The organism is Microbacterium sp. F2E (assembly GCF_020905435.1).
GTDB classification, from domain to species: Bacteria; Actinomycetota; Actinomycetes; order Actinomycetales; family Microbacteriaceae; genus Microbacterium; species Microbacterium lacticum.
The window spans coordinates 107657-125343 of the sequence record NZ_JAJJIB010000002.1 but is presented as its reverse complement, the minus strand read 5'-3'; the positions used below and the strand labels follow the sequence as shown (position 1 = coordinate 125343).

At 72.2% G+C, this 17687-nt stretch carries 15 protein-coding genes; 10 read left to right on the top strand and 5 right to left on the bottom strand.

Going from position 1 to position 17687, the window contains the following annotated elements; translation table 11 throughout:
• Window positions 1-307: 307 nt before the first annotated feature.
• The 3 genes from LOK55_RS02775 (at window position 308) to purU (ending at window position 4297) form a co-directional block, all read left to right on the top strand.
• Window positions 308-1789: a peptide MFS transporter gene (locus LOK55_RS02775; RefSeq protein ID WP_229934139.1), complete on the top strand. Its 1482-nt coding sequence runs from the start codon at window positions 308-310 to the stop codon at window positions 1787-1789.
• A gap of 323 nt (window positions 1790-2112) precedes the next feature.
• Complete coding sequence (locus LOK55_RS02770; protein WP_229934138.1) at window positions 2113-3303, top strand: cobalamin-independent methionine synthase II family protein; 1191 nt, start codon at window positions 2113-2115, stop codon at window positions 3301-3303.
• Between the two features lie 112 nt (window positions 3304-3415).
• Window positions 3416-4297: a formyltetrahydrofolate deformylase gene (gene purU, locus LOK55_RS02765; RefSeq protein ID WP_229934137.1), complete on the top strand. Its 882-nt coding sequence runs from the start codon at window positions 3416-3418 to the stop codon at window positions 4295-4297.
• 125 nt (window positions 4298-4422) lie between these two features.
• Here purU and LOK55_RS02760 read toward each other — a convergent pair whose 3' ends face one another.
• Genes LOK55_RS02760 through LOK55_RS02750 form a run of 3 tightly spaced genes read right to left on the bottom strand, consistent with a single transcriptional unit; the run spans window position 4423 to window position 9440 of the window.
• Window positions 4423-5565 (bottom strand): serine hydrolase, encoded by a 1143-nt coding sequence (locus tag LOK55_RS02760; RefSeq protein WP_229934136.1) that lies wholly within the window; start codon window positions 5563-5565, stop codon window positions 4423-4425.
• The gene (locus tag LOK55_RS02755) at window positions 5562-7562 is read right to left on the bottom strand and encodes a M13 family metallopeptidase (protein WP_229934135.1); all 2001 of its coding nucleotides are present in this window, start codon (window positions 7560-7562) and stop codon (window positions 5562-5564) included. Before LOK55_RS02755 ends, LOK55_RS02760 begins: the two co-directional genes overlap by 4 nt.
• A 60-nt stretch (window positions 7563-7622) precedes the next feature.
• A complete protein-coding gene (locus LOK55_RS02750; RefSeq protein ID WP_229934134.1) occupies window positions 7623-9440 on the bottom strand; it encodes a lipase family protein in 1818 nt (605 codons plus the stop codon).
• A gap of 101 nt (window positions 9441-9541) precedes the next feature.
• Here LOK55_RS02750 and LOK55_RS02745 point away from each other — a divergent pair, with 101 nt between their 5' ends.
• Both LOK55_RS02745 and LOK55_RS02740 read left to right on the top strand, forming a co-directional pair.
• Complete coding sequence (locus LOK55_RS02745; protein WP_229934133.1) at window positions 9542-10861, top strand: MATE family efflux transporter; 1320 nt, start codon at window positions 9542-9544, stop codon at window positions 10859-10861.
• Window positions 10862-10913: 52 nt separating this feature from the next.
• Window positions 10914-12350 (top strand): ATP-binding protein, encoded by a 1437-nt coding sequence (locus LOK55_RS02740; RefSeq protein WP_229934132.1) that lies wholly within the window; start codon window positions 10914-10916, stop codon window positions 12348-12350.
• A gap of 21 nt (window positions 12351-12371) precedes the next feature.
• Here the strand turns inward: LOK55_RS02740 and LOK55_RS02735 are convergent, their stop codons facing one another.
• A complete protein-coding gene (locus tag LOK55_RS02735; protein ID WP_229934131.1) occupies window positions 12372-13013 on the bottom strand; it encodes an RNA methyltransferase in 642 nt (213 codons plus the stop codon).
• A 164-nt stretch (window positions 13014-13177) separates the two neighbouring features.
• Between LOK55_RS02735 and LOK55_RS02730 the strand changes: the two genes are divergently transcribed.
• Both LOK55_RS02730 and LOK55_RS02725 read left to right on the top strand, forming a co-directional pair.
• Complete coding sequence (locus tag LOK55_RS02730; RefSeq protein ID WP_229934130.1) at window positions 13178-14497, top strand: Nramp family divalent metal transporter; 1320 nt, start codon at window positions 13178-13180, stop codon at window positions 14495-14497.
• 10 nt (window positions 14498-14507) lie between these two features.
• A complete protein-coding gene (locus LOK55_RS02725) occupies window positions 14508-15152 on the top strand; it encodes a metal-dependent transcriptional regulator (protein WP_141380592.1) in 645 nt (214 codons plus the stop codon).
• Between the two features lie 388 nt (window positions 15153-15540).
• Here LOK55_RS02725 and LOK55_RS02720 read toward each other — a convergent pair whose 3' ends face one another.
• A complete protein-coding gene (locus tag LOK55_RS02720) occupies window positions 15541-16497 on the bottom strand; it encodes an SDR family NAD(P)-dependent oxidoreductase (RefSeq protein WP_229934129.1) in 957 nt (318 codons plus the stop codon).
• Between the two features lie 41 nt (window positions 16498-16538).
• Here LOK55_RS02720 and LOK55_RS02715 point away from each other — a divergent pair, with 41 nt between their 5' ends.
• The 3 genes from LOK55_RS02715 to LOK55_RS02705 are packed head-to-tail and all read left to right on the top strand — an operon-like array spanning window position 16539 to window position 17685.
• Window positions 16539-17348, top strand: coding sequence for an HAD-IIA family hydrolase (locus LOK55_RS02715; protein ID WP_229934128.1), 810 nt, complete (start codon window positions 16539-16541; stop codon window positions 17346-17348).
• On the top strand, window positions 17345-17506 hold the full coding sequence (locus LOK55_RS02710; RefSeq protein WP_170214238.1) for a hypothetical protein: 162 nt from the start codon (window positions 17345-17347) through the stop codon (window positions 17504-17506). The genes LOK55_RS02715 and LOK55_RS02710 overlap by 4 nt, the downstream gene beginning before the upstream one ends.
• Window positions 17506-17685: a hypothetical protein gene (locus LOK55_RS02705; protein ID WP_229661546.1), complete on the top strand. Its 180-nt coding sequence runs from the start codon at window positions 17506-17508 to the stop codon at window positions 17683-17685. The genes LOK55_RS02710 and LOK55_RS02705 overlap by 1 nt, the downstream gene beginning before the upstream one ends.
• The last annotated feature ends 2 nt before the right edge of the window (window positions 17686-17687 follow it).

Genomic DNA, 17687 nt, shown 5'->3' with positions numbered 1-17687 from the left:
GGGTGATGACCGGCGCGGGCAGCCCCGGATAGGTGATGAGCCCGGCCCGGATCGTGTGGCTGAGATCGACCACGCGCAGCGCTGCGCCGGCCGCGGGTCGGTCGTCTGGTCGGGGCCGGTGGGGGTCGCACGCGAGTCGGTCACCGCGCCAGCATAGGATCCGGCGCGGACACGAGGCATCCGTGTCGCGGGGATCTGCACTGCTGCGGATCTAATCGGCAGAATTCCTCCGCAGTTGCGCAGATCTCCGCAGCACCGCAGGGCACCAAAGGGGCACCGCGCCGCGCCGCGCCGGTACCCTCGGGGGATGAGGGTACGCAAGCCCGTGGCATCCAGCACCGCATCGGACGGCGACCAGGACACCCGCTTCTTCGGGCAACCCAAGGCGCTCGCGAATGTCTTCGGCGTGGAGATGTGGGAGCGGTTCAGCTTCTACGGGATGCAGGGCATCCTCGCGATCTACCTCTACTACTCGGCGACCCAGGGCGGCCTCGGCCTCGATCAGGGCACCGCGCTGTCGATCGTGGGCGCGTACGGCGGGGCGGTCTACCTGTCGACGATCCTCGGCGCGTGGGTCGCCGACCGGATCCTCGGGGCGGAGCGCGTGCTGTTCGTCAGCGCGATCGTCATCATGTGCGGCCACATCGCGCTCGCGCTGCTGCCCGGATTCTGGGGCGTCGGCGTCGGCCTCGTGCTCGTCGCGATCGGGTCGGGCGGCCTCAAGGCGACCGCCACGAGCGTCGTCGGCACGCTGTACTCGGCCGACGATCCGCGGCGGGATGCCGGTTTCGCGCTCTTCTACCTCGGGATCAACCTCGGGGCGTTCGCCGGCCCGCTGCTGACCGGCCTCCTGCAGTCGACGCTCGGCTTCCACTGGGGCTTCGGGCTCGCCGCGGTCGGCATGGCGCTCGGTCTCGTGCAGTACTCCTTCGGACGCAAGAACCTGCCCGACGCCGCGCGCGAGGTGCCGAACCCGCTGCCGAAGGAGCGCTACCCGATGGTCATCGGTGTGGCCCTCGTCGGGATCGCCGCAATCGTCGTGCTCGTGCTCACCGGCGTGATCCGCGCCGACAACCTCGCCGTCATGGTCATCATCGCCGTGATCGTGGCGGCGGTCGCCTACTTCGCGGTCATCCTCACGAGCAAGCGCGTCACCTCCGACGAGCGCAGCCGCGTGTGGGGCTTTCTGCCGCTGTTCATCACCTCGGTCGCGTTCTGGTCGCTCTACCAGCAGCAGTTCACGGTGCTCACGGTCTACTCCGACCAGCGCCTGGACCGGAACCTGTTCGGCTGGGAGATGCCGGTCTCGTGGGTCAACTCCATCAACCCGATCTTCATCATCATCCTGTCGGGGGTGTTCGCGGCGATCTGGGCGAAGCTCGGCTCCCGTCAGCCGTCGACGCCGGTGAAGTTCGGGCTCGCGACGATGGTGATGGGCGCCGCGTTCCTGATGTTCCTGCCCTTCGCGGGGGGCGGGCCGAACTCGACGCCGCTGCTCGCGATCGTCGGCATCCTGTTCGTCTTCACCGTCGCGGAGCTGCTGCTCTCGCCGGTCGGCCTCTCGGTGACCACCAAGCTCGCGCCCGACGCGTTCCACACCCAGATGGTGGCGCTGTTCTTCCTGTCGGTGTCGCTCGGCACCGCGATCGCCGGCCAGCTCGCCTCGCTCTACAACCCCGACGACGAGGTGCCCTACTTCACGACCCTCGGCCTCATCGCGATCGCGATCGGCGTGCTGCTGCTCGTCTCGGTGAAGCCGGTGCTGCGCCTCATGCGCGGCGTGCGCTGAGGCGGGGCGGGCGCGGGCGCGGGCGCGGCGCTGCTGCGCTCGCGCCACACACACCGGCATCCGCCACAGGTTTATCCGGGCGCGGATGCCGGTTTCTGTAGCGGCGAGCGACCCGACACCCACCGGGGCGCAAGCACCCCCAACCACCCGCGGGCGTCATGCGTCGTCATGCGCCGGCGGCGCCGGCCGCACGGGCCTACGCTGGAGCCGGCTCGAAAACCGGAAGCCTCCGCCTTGAGCCGCGCGCGACGATCGCCGCGGAAAGAGCCTTCTGACACCTCGACCCGCATCCCGCCGCAGGCCTCGCCCTCAGGAGGAGACCCATGCCCGTTCAGACCACCACCTCCGGCAGCCTGCCGCGCACGCAGGCGCTCATCGACGCCAACAGAGCGCGCACGTTCGAGGAGGACGGGTTCACCCTGCGCTCGACGCCCGAGGTCGACGCCCTCACCGCCCAGGCGGTCGCCGACGTCGTCGAGCGCCAGCGCGCCGCCGGCATCACCCTCGTCGGCGATGGCGAGTTCGGCAAGGCGATGACCGGTGCGGTCGATTACGGGGCATGGTGGGGATACTCGTTCCAGCGCGTCGGCGGCCTCTCGCTCACCGAGGTGAACGCGTTCAACGAGCCGCCGGTCGAGTCGTCGCCCGGCGACGTGCGCCTCACGAGCTTTCTGAACCGCCGCGACCGGCAGCGCTTCCCCGCGGTCTACGCCGAGGCGGTGGAGACGGGCGCGGGCGCGACCGCCTTCCCGAGCACGACCGGGCCGCTCGTCTACCGCGGACAGGATGCCGTGGCATCCGACATCCGGAACCTCACCGCCGCGCTCCGCCCCGGCGAGCAGGGCTTCCTCACGGCGATCGCGCCGGGATCGGCCGCGCGCGTGCGCAACGAGTACTACGCGAGCGACGAGGAGCACATCTTCGCGTGGGCCGACGCCCTCCGCGAGGAGTACCGCGCGATCGTCGAGGCGGGGCTCATCGTGCAGCTCGACGACCCGTCGCTCGCCGAGAACTTCGACCAGATCACCCCCGAGCCCTCGATCGCCGACTACCAGGCCTTCACGCAGATCCGCATCGACGCGATCAACCACGCGATCGCGGGCCTGCCGAAGGAGCAGGTGCGTCTGCACCTGTGCTGGGGGTCGTGGCACGGGCCGCACACGACCGACGTCGCGCTGACGGACATCCTGCCGGTCGTCCTGCGGGCGAACGTCGGCTCGATCTCGTTCGAGGCCGGGAACGTGCGTCACGAGCACGAATTCACGGCGTGGGCGGACGCCTCGGACGCGGGCGCTCTGCCGAGTGATCTCGTCCTCGTGCCCGGCGTCGTCAGCCACGCGACGAACGTCGTCGAGCACCCGGACCTCGTCGCGCAGCGGATCCGCCGGTTCACCGACGTCGTCGGGCCCGACCGGGTGATCGCCTCGACCGACTGCGGCCTCGGCGGCCGCATCCACCCCGACATCGCCTGGGCGAAGCTCGATTCCCTCGGCGAGGGCGCGCGCCGCGCCTGACCGAGGCTGGATGCCACCCGGTGCGGCGTCCCGTCCGGCACCACCGCGGGGTGCGCGGCGCGGCACCGGGGCCGCGGCATCCAGTGTTCACCGACTACGGCAGAATCGATCCATGGCTCCCGTGCACGATCCCCAGCTCCCCGCCGACCACGCGTGTCTGATCGTGCACGGCAGCGACAAGCCGGGCATCGTCGCCGCCGTCTCGGCGATGATCACGCGCATCGGCGGGAACATCGTCGCGTTCGACCAGTTCAGCGACGACCACCGCGGGGGCGCGTACTTCCAGCGCGTCGTCTTCCACCGGCCCGACTTCGCGGCCGATCGTCCTGCGATCGAGGCCGACATCGCGACGACCCTCGACCCGTTCGCGCTCGAGTGGTCGCTGACCGACCAGTCCGTCCCCAAGCGCATGGCGATCCTCGCCTCGAAGCAGGACCACTGCCTGCTCGACCTGCTGTGGCGGCACCGCCGCGGCGACCTGCCCGTCAGCATCCCGATGGTGATCTCCAATCACACGACGACCGCCGAGGACGTGCGGAGCTTCGGCGTGCCGTTCTTCCACGTGCCGTCGGTCGCGGGACCCGACAAGTCGGCGTCGGAGGAGGATATCCTGAAGCTCCTCGTCGGCAACGTCGACTTCGTGGTGCTCGCGCGTTACATGCAGATCCTCTCGCCGGAGTTCCTCGAGCAGCTCGGGGTGCCGGTGATCAATATCCACCACTCGTTCCTGCCGGCGTTCATCGGCGCCGAGCCGTACAAGAAGGCCAAGGAGCGCGGCGTCAAGCTCATCGGCGCGACCTCGCACTACGTCACCGGCGACCTCGACGAGGGCCCGATCATCGAGCAGGACACCGTGCGGGTCACCCACGCCGAGTCGTCCGCCGAACTCGCCCGCCGCGGCGCCGACGTGGAGCGCCAGGTGCTCTCCCGCGCCGTGCTGTGGCACGCGCAGGACCGGGTCATCCGCCACGGAAACCACACCATCATCTTCTGACGCGGGGTGGATGCCTTGGCGCCGGGCAACTCGTTGACAGTCGTTGCGGGGTCACGTGCGGCGAGGCCTCCACAACTGCCCACAAGTCGCGGATGCCAGCCCGGCCACGCGCGCCGCGGCGCGGGTCAGAACACGTACTCCATGAGGTCGGCGCCCAGGGCACGGAAGGCCTCGTGCGCGCGCAGGCGGTGCGCGATCGACAGGTCGTCGAAGCAGACCACCAGCGCGTAGGAGACGCCGCCGCGCGGACCGGCGAGCACGCCCGCATCGGCACGGATGCCATCGGCGCGGCCGGTCTTGTTGACGAACAGCATCCCGTACCGGTCGTCCTCATGGGCGAACGGGTCGAGCGCGGTCGCCGCGCCCACCAGGGCGAGGTCCTGGTTGAGGTTCAGCCACTCGCCGACCTGCGCGCTCACGGCCGGAGACACGACCCGTGCGTTCACGATCGCCGCGAACAGCCCGGCCAGCTCCCGCGCCGACGACAGCGCCACCTGCGGCGCATCGTCGGGGCCGCGCACGTCGCGGAACCCGTCGAGCAGCGCCGTCTTCTCGAGACCGATGTCCTCCATGCGCGAGCGCACGGCGCCGATCCCCACCCGCGCGAGAAGCGCGTTCGCCGCCGCGGCGTCGGAGGCCGCCGCCGCCAGCACCGCGAGGTCGCGCACCGGCAGCGCCGGGGCCGCGAGGTGCTGCCAGACCCCGGCGAGCGCGACCTCGTCGACCGACCGCCGCTCGATGATCTCGAGCGGGTCGAGCTGACCGAACTCGATCTGCGCGGCGACCTCGATGAGCAGCGGCACGACCCCGAGGCCCACGACCGGCAGCGTCAGGTGGTCGTCACCCGAGAGCACCTCGTCGCCGCCGTCGAGATCCGACACCCGCACCGACACCTGAGCGCCCGAGGTCGAGAGCGCATCCAGCGCCTTCAGCGTTCCGATGAACGATCGCTGCCGCAGCGACGCCCGCCGCGGCGCGAAGGTGTCGCCGCCGCCCGCACCGCCCGCGCCCCGACCGCCGCGCCGGGTCAGTGGCGCGGCCGAGGCATCCGGATGCCCGTCGACGCCGCCGGGTCCGGACGCCCGCGAACGCCGCGACGCGCTCTCGGCCGCGCCCGCGGCCCGTGCCGACGCGCGCCCGCCGACAGGCCCGGAAGCACCCGAGCCCCCGGCACCACCACCGCCGTGGCCGGCGCGACCACCGCGCCCGCCCCGAGCCTCACGCGGATCGTCGGCCCCGCCGCGCCGGGTCGCCTGACGCTCGCTCACCAGATCGTGACGCGCTGGTCGGCGTCGAGCCACAGCTCATCGCCGTCGCCGACCTCGAACGCGCGGTAGAAGTCGTCGACGTTGCGTACGATCTGGTTGCAGCGGAACTCGTTCGGCGAGTGCGGGTCGATCGTGAGCAGCCGGATCGTCTCGGCGTCGCGCCCCTTCTGCTGCCAGATCTGCGCCCAGCTGAGCAGCAGGCGCTGGATGCCGGTGTACCCGTCGATCACGGGGCCGTCGCCCTCGTCCGCGCCGGCCGACTCGGATGCCAGATGCAGCCGATACGCCTTCAGCGCGATGCCGAGCCCGCCGAGGTCGCCGATGTTCTCGCCGATAGTGAGCGCGCCGTTGACATGGTGATCGTCCGACAGCCGCTCGCCGTCGAGACCGCGGGGCACGAGCGCGTCGTACTGCGCGATCAGGGCGCCGGTGCGCTGCTCGAACGCCGCGCGGTCGTCGTCGGTCCACCAGTCGTTGAGCGCTCCCGTGCCGTCGAACGCCGACCCCTGGTCGTCGAAGCCGTGACCGATCTCGTGCCCGATGACCGCGCCGATGCCGCCGTAGTTGGCCGCGGCATCGCGCTCGAGGTCGAAGAACGGGTACTGCAGGATCGCCGCGGGGAAGACGATCTCGTTCATCAGCGGGTTGTAGTACGCGTTGACCGTCTGCGGGGTCATGTACCACTCGTCGCGGTCGATCGGCCGGCCGAGCTTCGCGAGCTGACGGTCGTGCTCCCACGCGTTCGTGCGCAGCACGTTGCCGATGAGGTCGACGGGGTCGATCTCGAGCGCCGAGTAGTCCTTCCACTTCGCGGGGAAGCCGACCTTCGGCGTGAAGGCCGCGAGCTTCTCCAGCGCCCGCTCGCGGGTGGCGGGAGTCATCCAGTCGAGCGCCTCGATCGACTGCCGGTACGCCTCGATGAGGTTCGCGACGAGCTCGTCCATCGCCTCCTTCGCCGCCGGCGGGAAGTGCCGCTCGACGTAGACCTTGCCGACGGCCTCGCCCATCGCCGCTTCGACGAAGCTCACGCCGCGCTTCCAGCGCTCGCGGTTGACCGGCACGCCGGTGAGCTCCGTGCCGTAGAACGCGAAGTTCGCGTCGACGAAGTCGCTCGAGAGGAACGCGGCGGATGCCCGGATGACGTGCAGCCGCAGCCACGCCTTCCAGTCGTCGAGGCGCTCCTCGGTGAGGAGGGTGCCGAGCCCGGCGAGCGCGCTCGGCTGGTTGACGTCGATCTCGGCGAAGCCGTCTTCGTGGCCCGGGGCGACGGCGTCGCGCCACGGGTCGAGGTCGACGCCGACGAGCTCGCGCACCTCGTCCCACGACATGAGGTTGTAGGTCGCGACGGCGTCGCGCGAGCGCACGTTGTCCCAGTGGTAGCTCGCGATCTCGGTCTCGAGCGCGAGGATGCGGTCGGCGTCCGAGGCATCCGTCAGCCCCGCGAGGCCGAGCATGGTCGACGCGTACTCGCGGAACGCGGTGCGGGTGTGCGCGAAGTTCTCGAGCCGGTAATAGCTCTCGTCGGGCAGCGACAGGCCGCTCTGCACGATGAAGACGACATAGCGCTCGGGGTTGCCGGGATCGGGCTCGATGTAGGTGCCGAAGAGGCCTCCGACGCCTTCGCGCTCGAGCTCGCCGACGGTGCGCAGCAGCGCCGGCACCGAGTCGATCGCGTCGATCCGCGCGAGCTGCTCGCGCAGCGGCGTGGCGCCGAGCGCCTCGATGCGCGCGGTGTCCATGAAGCTCGTGTAGAGGTCGCCGATCTTGCGGGCCTCGGTGCCCGCCTCGGCATCCGTCGACTCTTCGATGATCGTGCGGACGTCGTGCTCGGCCTGCTCGGCGATGAGGTGGAACGAGCCCCACCGCGCCTTGTCCTCGGGGATCTCGGTGCGCTCCAGCCACGCCCCGTTCACGTGCCGGAAGAGGTCGTCCTGGGGGCGGACGCCGGGGCTGAGTTCGGACAGCTCGATACCCGAGCGGAGGGGGTTCTCGGTCATGGCTCCACAATAGGCGCCCTGTCTGACGCTCGCCCTGTGACCGTCACAGGATGCCTCGCGTCAGCGCGGCACGTCGGTGATCGAACACTCCGCGTTGGCCGACTCGCCCTCGAAGCGCGCGTGCGTCCAGGCGATCGCATCGGCGACCATCGGGGAGTACGTCTCCATCACCTGGGCGTGCTCGTACCCCGCGTAGCGCCGGTACTCGAGGCGCTGCGCGTCGGCGCAGACGCGTGTGACGTATCCGTCCTGCATCGTCTGCGGCACGATCGAGTCCGACCCGCCCTGCCCGAGGAAGAGCGGCGGGCCGAGGCTCGTCGGCGAGGAGTTCTCGCGCAGCCTCGTGCCGAGCGGACCGTACGCGGGGTTCGTCGAGAACAGGTCGGGGTCGGCGCTCGTGCCGAGCACGGCGAGCACCGACAGCGCCATCGACGGGTCGGTGAGGCAGCGCTCCGACATGGCCTTCAGCACCGGCTGCATGCCCGAGCGGATGTAGCGCGGGTAGGTGATGTCGGGGTAGATGTCGCTGAACGCGGCGAAGGCGTACGACGCGAAGACGAGCCCGCCCTGCACGTCGCCGACGTGGTCGACGAGCGCCGTCGGGTCGCTCGCCGGCGCGAACGCCGCCACTGCGCGCACCCACACCTCGGGGGCGTACGAGCGCGCGAGCGCTCCCGCCCACAGGGCCGCCGCGCCACCCTGCGAGTGCCCCCAGATCACGGTGCTCGAGCTCAGCTGCGCCTCGCCGATCTCGCGCGCGGCGCGCACCGCATCGAGCGAGGCGTAGGCGCTCGCCTCCCCGAACAGGTACGGGTGCGGGCCGGCGGTGCCGAGACCGATGTAGTCGGTCATCACGATCGCCCAGCCCTCTGTGAGCACCTTCTTGATCGGGTAGAGCCCGGCCGACCAGAACGGCCGCGCCTGCAGCGACGGCGCGCAATGCTCGGCGAAACCGGTGGTCGAGTGGTTCCAGTCGATCACCGGCCACCGCTCGCCCGGCTTCGCGCCCTCGGGCACGACGACGAGCCCGCTCGCCGCCCGCACCCGGCCGTCGACGCCGGTGGTCGTGTAGAGGATGCGCCAGGCGACGGCTTTGTCCGGCACGTCGCGCGTGAACGGCTCGGCGCGGATCAGCCGGCCCGGCTCGTGCGGAATCGAGCGCGGCGCCGCGTAGAAGTCGTCGACGACGGTGGATCCCTCGCGAAGGGGCGCGGTCACGAGGGCGAAGGCGACCGTCGCGGTCACCGAGACGATCGCGATCGCCGCGCGACCCCAGCGCCGTTTCGGCACGGATGCCTCGGGCGCCCCCTTCTCCTCCCGCCGTCGGCGGCGGGTCCGCGCCCACGCGCCCCACAGATCCACGATGCCGCGGATGATGAGGGAGCCTCCGAAGACGACGGCGACCACCAGGAGCGTGATGTCGGGCCAGACGAGCGCGAGCACCCCGAAGATGAGGCCGGTCACGCCGAACGCGGCATCCGCGATGCGATCGTCCCAGCCGCGGCCCTTCAGCAGCGCCGTGCCGACGCCGGCGGCGCCGTTGACGAGCAGCAGCACGCCCGTGATGATCGCGACGGCGCGCACCGTCAGGCCGGGCCACGCGAGGACGAACACGCCGAGCACGATCCAGCCGATCGACAGCACGCCGCGCCACCGGCCCTCGCCCTCGTCGACCCGCCCGGTCGCCGAGAGGATGCCGGTGAGCACCATGCCGCCGCCGAGGAGGAGCGCCAGCACGTCGAGGGCTGTGGTCGGGCGGATGACGATGACCGCGCCCAAGACGATCGAGGCGATCGACAGCGCGATCCGCACCCAGGCCGGCATGCGCTCGAGCAGGCGCACGAGCGCCAGCTTCCCCCAGATCCCCGTGCGCGCCATCCCTCCAGGCTACGGGCGCGCGCGGCGGGGTCCGTTCACGGCGGCCGGGCGGCGGGCGTCGGCGACGGCCGGCGTCGGCGGTCAGCCCTAGGCTCGGACCCATGGCCGTGCCGACGCTCAACCGCGACATCCTGCGGTTGGCGCTCCCCGCCCTCGGGTCGCTGATCGCCGAGCCGATGTTCCTGATCGTCGATTCGGCGCTCGTCGGGCACCTCGGCGTCGTGCCGCTGGCGGGCCTCGGCATCGCGTCGGCCGTGCTGCAGACGATCGTCGGGCTGATGGTGTTCCTCGCCTACTCGACCACGCCCGCGGTGGCGCGCCGGTTCGGCGCCGGCGAGCACACCGGCGCCGTGCGGGCGGGCATCGACGGCCTGTGGCTCGCGCTCGCCCTCGGGGTGGTGCTCGCCGTCGTCGGATCGCTCGCGACGCCGTGGCTCGTGTCGCTGTTCGGCGCCGACGCCGCCGTCTCCGAGCAGGCCGTCATCTACCTGCAGCTGTCGATGTGGGGACTGCCGGCGATGCTCATCGTCTTCGCCGCGACCGGACTCCTCCGCGGCATGCAGGACACCGTCACGCCCCTGTGGATCGCCGGGCTCGGCTTCGCGCTCAACGCCCTCCTCAACTGGCTGTTCATCTACGGGTTCGGCTGGGGCATCGCCGGATCGGCCGCGGGCACCGTCGTCGCGCAGTGGTCGATGGTCGGTGCGTACGCCTTCGTGGTGGGGCGGCTGGCACGGCGGCACGAGGCATCCCTGCGCCCGCAGCGCGACGGACTGCGCGGCTCGGCGCGCGCGGGCGGCTGGCTGTTCCTGCGCACCGTGTCGCTGCGCATCGCGTTTCTCGCGACCGTGTGGGTGGCGACCGCGCTCGGCACCGACGAGCTGGCCGGCTGGCAGGTGGCGTTCACGATCTTCTCGACCGCGGCGTTCGCCCTGGATGCCTTGGCGATCGCCGCCCAGGCGCTCGTCGGCCGGGGTCTCGGCGCGGGCGACGAGCCGTTCGTGCGGCGCGTGCTCGGGCGCACCGTCGCCTGGGGCGCGTGGTTCGGCGTGCTCGTCGGCGGTGTGATCGCCGCCCTGTCGGGCGTCATCGGGCTCGTGTTCACCGGTTCGGCGGACGTCGCCGCGCTCGTGCAGCCGGCGCTGCTCGTGCTGGCGGTCGCGCAGCCCGTCTGCGGCGTGGTGTTCGTGCTCGACGGGGTGCTGATGGGGGCGGGCGATGCGCGGTTCCTCGCGATCGCGGGCGGCATCAACCTCATCCCCTACTTCCCCACGCTCGCCGCCGTCTGGATGGTCCACCCCACCGGGGCGACCGGCCTCGCCTGGCTCGCGGTGTGCTTCTTCGGGGTCTACATGCTCGCGCGGCTCGGCACGCTCGGCTGGCGCGTCCGCTCCGCCGCCTGGCTGACGGCGGGCGCGTAGCGCGGGGGGCGCGGTCTGGACGGGTGTCGGCGCGCGACCCTAGGGTGGGGTGGTGGCCTCCGATGACGATGACGCGTTCCTCTCTCAGTTCCAGCAGCTGCTGCGCCGCCTGAACGAGCGCCCCGACGACCGGCCGGGCACCCTCACGCCGCTCGGCGAACGCCTGCAGGAGCACCTCGGCACAGATCCCCGGCACCTTCCCGTCGTCGTCGAGCAGGTACCGCCGCACCGGCTCATCGACCTCGACCTCGCGCTCGAGGACGTCTCCGCGGGCACGCCGTCGAAGATGCTCGGCGTCACGGGCGGCCAGGCGCGCCACCACGAAGATCTCGCTTCGCTGATCCAGAATCCCTACACCCGCTTCGCGGCCGACGCGGCGGTCGAGTACGCCACGGTCGCCGACGGGCCGCGCAGCACCCGGCAGGTCGTCGCGATGGGGCTCCGACTGCTGCGCTGGCGCGGGAAGCCGCTCGTCGCGCTCCAGCGCGCCGCCAACCCGCGATACGGACGGTCCACGGCGGAGCTCGAGATCCTGGCATCCGACGTCGACACGACGACCGCGTTCATCGACGAGCTGCGCCGGCGGATGAACGCGCTCAGTGTCGTCCGCGGGCAGGTCGTGACCTTCGGGCGCGATGAGTACGGGCAGGGCATCGGACCGATGACCTTCCTCGACCGCCCCGACGTCTCGGCCGACGCGGTCATCCTGCCCACCGGCGTGCTCGAACGGGTACGCGACCACGTCGTGGGCGTGACGGAGAACGCCGACGCGCTGCGTGCGCGGGGGCAGCACCTGAAGCGGGGCGTGCTGCTCTACGGACCTCCCGGCACCGGCAAGACGCTGACGGTGCGATACCTCCTGCATGAACTGCCGGAGGCGACCACCGTGCTGCTGCAGGGCGGATCGCTGGGGCTCGTCGCCGAGGCGGCGCGGCTCGCCCGCGCGCTCGCCCCGGCGATCGTCGTGCTCGAAGACGTCGACCTCGTCGCCGCCGAGCGCGGCACCTTCGGGCTGCAGCCGATGCTGTTCGAGGTTCTCGATGCCCTCGACGGGATCGACGGGGACGCCGACGTCGCCTTCGTGCTGACCACGAACCGCGCCGATGTGCTCGAACCGGCCCTCGCCGCGCGGCCGGGCCGGATCGACCTCGCCGTCGACATCCCGCTGCCCGATGCCGCCGCCCGCCGCGAGCTGTTCGCCCTTTATGCCGCCGGACTGCCGCTTCGCACCGCCGCGCTCGAGGCCGCCGCCGACGAGGCCGAGGGCGTGACGGCGTCGTTCGCGAAGGAGCTCATCCGCCGCGCCGTGCTGCGGGCGACCCTCGCCGGGCGAGAGGTGACCGACGACGATCTCGCCGCCGCCCTCACCGAACTGCGCGAGAGCACGGAAGGCGTGTCACGGATCCTCTTCGGCGGCGAGCACGGCGGCCCCGCTCACCCGGGCGGCGCGGGCGGCGGTGCGGCCTTCATCGCCGGCGGGTTCGGCTGACCGCCCGCCCTCTCCCTGCGCTCACGCCCAGCGGCGGCACCACTCGTACATCACGACCGCCGCGGCGGCGCTCGCGTTGATCGAACGGGTCGAGCCGTACTGGGTGATCTCCACGACACCGGATGCCGCGGCGATCGCCTCGTCCGACAGCCCCGGACCTTCCTGCCCGAACAGCAGCACACAGCGCTCGGGCAGGTCTGCCCGGTCGACGGGCACCGACCCGGGCACGTTGTCGACGGCGACGATCGGCACACCGGCATCCTCCGCCCAGGCGGCGAGCGCGGCGACGTCTTCGTGGTGACGCACGTGCTGGTAGCGATCGGTGACCATCGCTCCGCGGCGGTTCCAGCGGCGCCGGCCGACGATGTGCACCTCGGCGGCGCCGAAGGCGTTGGCGCTGCGCACGATCGAACCGATGTTCATGTCGTGCTGCCAGTTCTCGATGGCGACGTGGAACGGGTGCCGGTGCGCGTCGAGGTCGGCGACGATGGCATCCATGGTCCAATACCGGTACCGGTCGATGACGTTCCGCCGGTCGCCGGCGGCGAGCAGCTCGCGGTCGTAGCGCGGGTCGTCCGGCCACTCGTCGACACCGCCCGGCCATGGCCCGACGCCGACCGGCAACTCCGGTTCGGCGGGGTCGGCGTGCTCGGGTGACGGCATCGCACCAGGTTAGCCGTGACGAATGCAGGAGATCCGTCGCGCTGCGCGCACCCGACCGGCGGAAACAGGCGGGCGGACTGCCCGGCGCCCGCCGAATCTCCTGCAATCGTCACGGGCTGAGGGTTTTTCGGCATGCCGAAAACTCCGCTGCTACAGTTTTCGGCATGCCGAAAACTCGGGGACCGCACCGGCTCCCCCCGCCCCGGGCCGCCGCTCCGGCACCCCCGCAGGCACCGCGCGCGCGGCGACCGCGGCGCCTGCGAGCCGCGTGGCTGCTGGGACCGGCGCTCGTGGCGGGCGTCGCCTACCTCGACCCGGGCAACGTGGCGAGCAACATGACCGCGGGCGCGCGGTTCGGCTACCTGCTCGTGTGGGTGGTGGTCCTCGGCAACGCGATGGCGTGGCTCATCCAGTACCTCTCGGCCAAGCTCGGGGTCGTCACCGGGCAGAGCCTCGCCGAGACTCTCGGCCGCCGTTTTCGGAGCGACACCGCGCGCCGCGCGTACTGGCTGCAGGCCGAGCTCGTCGCGATGGCGACCGACATCGCGGAGGTGATCGGCGGGGCGGTGGCCCTGTGGCTGCTGTTCGGCGTGCCGCTGCCGGTGGGCGGCCTGCTGACCGGCGCGGTCTCGCTCGCGCTGCTCGTCGTGCAGCAGCGACGCGGCGCGCGCACGTTCGAGTTCGTCGTGATCGCGCTCCTCGCGATCATCGCGCTCGGATTCACGTACGGCGTGTTCGTCGCGCCACCCGATCCCGCGGGAGTGGTCTCGGGACTCGTCCCCCGCTTCGAGGGCACCGAGTCGGTGCTGCTGGCCGCGTCGATCCTCGGCGCGACGATCATGCCGCACGCGATCTACGCGCACAGCGCGCTCGCGCGCGACCGGTTCGCCGGCGACGCTCTGACAGCCGCCCGTCCCGCCGGCATCCCGCGCCTTCTGCGCGCGACGCGGTGGGATGTCGCGATCGCCCTGGCGATCGCGGGCACCGTCAACCTCGCGATCCTGCTGCTGGCCGCGGCGAACCTCGCCGGCGTGCCCGGCACCGACAGCCTCGAGGGCGCCTACGCGGCGCTGCACGCCGGCCTCGGGGCGGCCGTCGCGACCCTCTTCGCGGTCGGCCTGCTCGCGAGCGGCCTGGCGAGCACGGCCGTGGGCGCCTACGCCGGCGCCGAGATCATGCAGGGGCTCCTTCGGGTGCGGGTGCCGATGCTCGCGCGCCGACTCGTGACGCTCGTGCCGGCCATCGCGATCCTCGCCGCCGGCGTCGACCCGACCTGGGCGCTCGTGCTCAGCCAGGTGGTCTTGAGCTTCGGCATCCCGTTCGCCCTCGTGCCGCTGGTCGCCCTCACGGCGCGCGCCGACGTGCTCGGCCGCTACCGCAACCGGTGGTGGACGACCGCCGCCGGTGTTCTGGCCGCGATCTTCCTCATCGTGCTGAACGGCGTGCTGCTGTGGCTCGTGCTCGGCGGTGGGCCGGGCGGATAGCCTGGAGCGCGTGCCCGCGAACTCCGCCGCGATCGACGACTACCTGAAGACGATCTACCACCACACCGAGTGGCAGGACGATCCCATCACGCCGTCGCAGCTGGCCGCCGAGCTGGCGCTCGCCCCCTCGACGGTCACCGAGATGGTGCAGAAGCTCGCCGCGCAGCAGCTCGTGACGCACCGCCCCTACGGACCGGTGTCGCTGACCGACGCCGGCCGGGCGCGGGCCGCCGCGATCATCCGCCGGCACCGCCTGATCGAGACGTGGCTCGTGCGCGAGTTCGGCTACGCGTGGGACGAGGTGCACGACGAGGCCGAGGTGCTCGAGCACGCGATCAGCGACCGGCTGCTCGAGGGCATCTCGGCGCGGCTCGGCCACCCGATGCACGATCCGCACGGCGACGCGATCCCGGATGCCTCGGGCGCGGTCGTCCGCGAACCGTTCGTGCTGCTGGCGCAGGCGCAGCCCGGTCACAGCGGCCGGGTGCTGCGGGTGAGCGACCGCGACCCGGCGCTGCTGCGCGCCTTGGAGGGCGCGGGCATCGACGTGGGGCACCACGTCACCGCCGCCGGCGACGGCACGGTGCGGGTGGACGGCGGAGCCACGGTCGAGCTTCCCGCCGGCGCGGCATCCGCCGTCTGGATCACCGCCTGAGGCCGGGTCGGAAAGCCGCCGCGGGCGCGACCCGCGGGGCTCAGAACAGGACGAGACCGGCCGGGCGTGAGTCCCTTGCCCTGCCAGTGCGCGGCGAGCTCGTCGATCTCGCCGTGCAGGTCGGCGTCGAGCTCGGCCGACTCTTCGCGCACGAGGCGCTGCTCGGCCTCGCGCTCCGCCGCGATGATGCCGTCGTTGGCGTCGATCATCCAGCCGCGGAAACTGCCCGCATCGGTGAGCGCGGCGCGCAGTCGGCGCCAGCGCAGCACCGCCGCCGCCGCGATCCCGGGCCGAGCCGGCGCCACCGGCTCCCCCGGCGCCCCCGCCCCCGGCGCCCCCGGACCCGGAACCCCCGGACCCGGAACCCCCGGCCCCTGCGGCGTGCTGGTCACCGCCGGCGCCTCGCGCGGCTGGCCTTGAGGTAGGGCCACGGCACGCCCGTGGCGTGCTCGCAGTAGTGCCAGAGTCGCGCCGCGATGTCGCGATCGCGGGTGATCCGGGCGGGGGTGGCGCGGCGGGCGGCGCCGGCGACGACCCGGGCGGGGCCCCAGAACTGACCGCCCTCGGCCTCGGGATCGACGAGCGCCCGCACGAGCGGCCACGCCCCGTGCTCCTTCGACTGGGTGATCGGCGCCTGCAGGTTGCCGGCGAAGCGCCGGCCACGCGAGGGCTCGTTGACGCCCAGGATGCCCCGGGTGCGGCCGCCGATCGAGAAGCCCGGGTGGGCGACGAGGCTCGCGATCGGCACGCTCGCCGCGCGCAGGCGCCGGTCGGCCTCGAACCCTAGGGCGCTCGTCGCGACCTTCGACTGCACGTAGGCGCGCCAGGGGGTGTACCCGTTCTCGAGCTCGGGGTCGATGGGATCGTACGGCCACATCGAGGTCGACATCGACCCGACCCACACCATGCGTCCTCGCCCGGCGGCGAGGGGCAGCAGCAGCTCGCCGGCGAGCGCGTAGTGCCCGAGCGCGTTGGTCGCGAACACGACCTCGTGCCCGTCGGGGGTGGTCTCCCGGTGCCGGGGCGGATGCACGATGCCGGCGTTCAGCAGCAGCCCGTGCAGTCCCGCCCGCCCGCGCACCGTCGCGGCCGCCGCGCGCACCGACCCCAGATTGCTCGTGTCGAGCAGCAGCGTCTCGACCGAGGCATCCGGAGCGTTGCGCAGCACCGCGGCGCGCGCCGAGGCCAGACGGTTCGGGTTCCGTCCGGTCATGATCACATGGCCGCCCGCGGCGGCGAGCTGCAGCGTCGAGAAGAAGCCGAGACCGGCCGTCGACCCGGTGACGAGGTACCGCCGCCCCGTCAGATCGGGGAGTCGGTGGGGGTCCCAGTCATCGCGTGCCACGGGTCGAGACTAGGCCCGATGACCCCGCTAGGCTGGGCCCCATGCGGACACGTGCCGATATCGAATGCTGGCTCACCGACATGGACGGCGTTCTCGTCCACGAGAACAAGCCGATCCCGGGCGCGGCCGAGCTGCTCGCGCAGTGGCGCGACGCGGGGACGCCGTTCCTCGTGCTGACGAACAACCCGTTCTACACGCCGCGCGATCTCTCCGCGCGGCTGCGCATCTCGGGGCTCGAGGTGCCCGAGGAGCGCATCTGGACGTCGGCTCTCGCGACGGCGGAGTTCCTGCGGTCGCAGCATCCGGGCGGCACCGCCTTCGTCATCGGCGAGGCGGGGCTGACGACGGCGCTGCACGAGGCCGGTTACGTCATGACCGAGACCCAGCCCGACTACGTCGTCGTCGGCGAGACCCGCAACTACTCGTTCGACCGCATCACGCAGGCGATCCGCTTCATCAACGCCGGAGCCCGGTTCATCATCACGAACCCGGATGCCACGGGACCCACCCCGACCGGCGTCGTTCCGGCAACGGGGTCGTTCGCCGCGCTGATCACGCACGCGACGGGCAAGGCGCCGTATGTCGTCGGCAAGCCGAACCCGATGATGTTCCGCTCGGCGATGAACCGGATCGGCGCGCACTCCGAGAACACCGGCATGATCGGCGACCGGATGGACACCGACGTCGTCGCGGGCATCGAGGCGGGTCTGCACACGATCCTCGTGCGCACCGGCATCTCCGACGACGCCGAGATCGAGCGCTACCCGTTCCGGCCCGACGAGGTCGTCGACTCGGTCGCCGACCTGCTGGCCGACGAACCGGTCGAGTCCGAGGACCCGGAGATCCTGTGACCCCGCTCGAGCAGACGCTGCTCTACCTCACGAGCATCGTCATCCTGCTCGGCACGCTCACCGTGTTCGTCGTGCAGTTCGTGCGCGGGCGCCGGCGGGGCGGCCCGGGCGACGGAGGTCCCGGCGGCGACGGCCGGGGCGATCGGGGCGACCGCTGATGGCGATCTTCCTCGTGCTGTCGGGCCTCGCGCTGCTGATCCTCGCGCTCGTGCTCTTCCTCCGCGGGCGGAAGGATGCCCCGCAGGGCACCCCGCTGCCGAACGGCCGCGGCATCATGCTGCTGACCTTCGCGGGCCTGATCCTCTCCCTCGCGTCGCAACTGCCGATCTTCCAGTGACC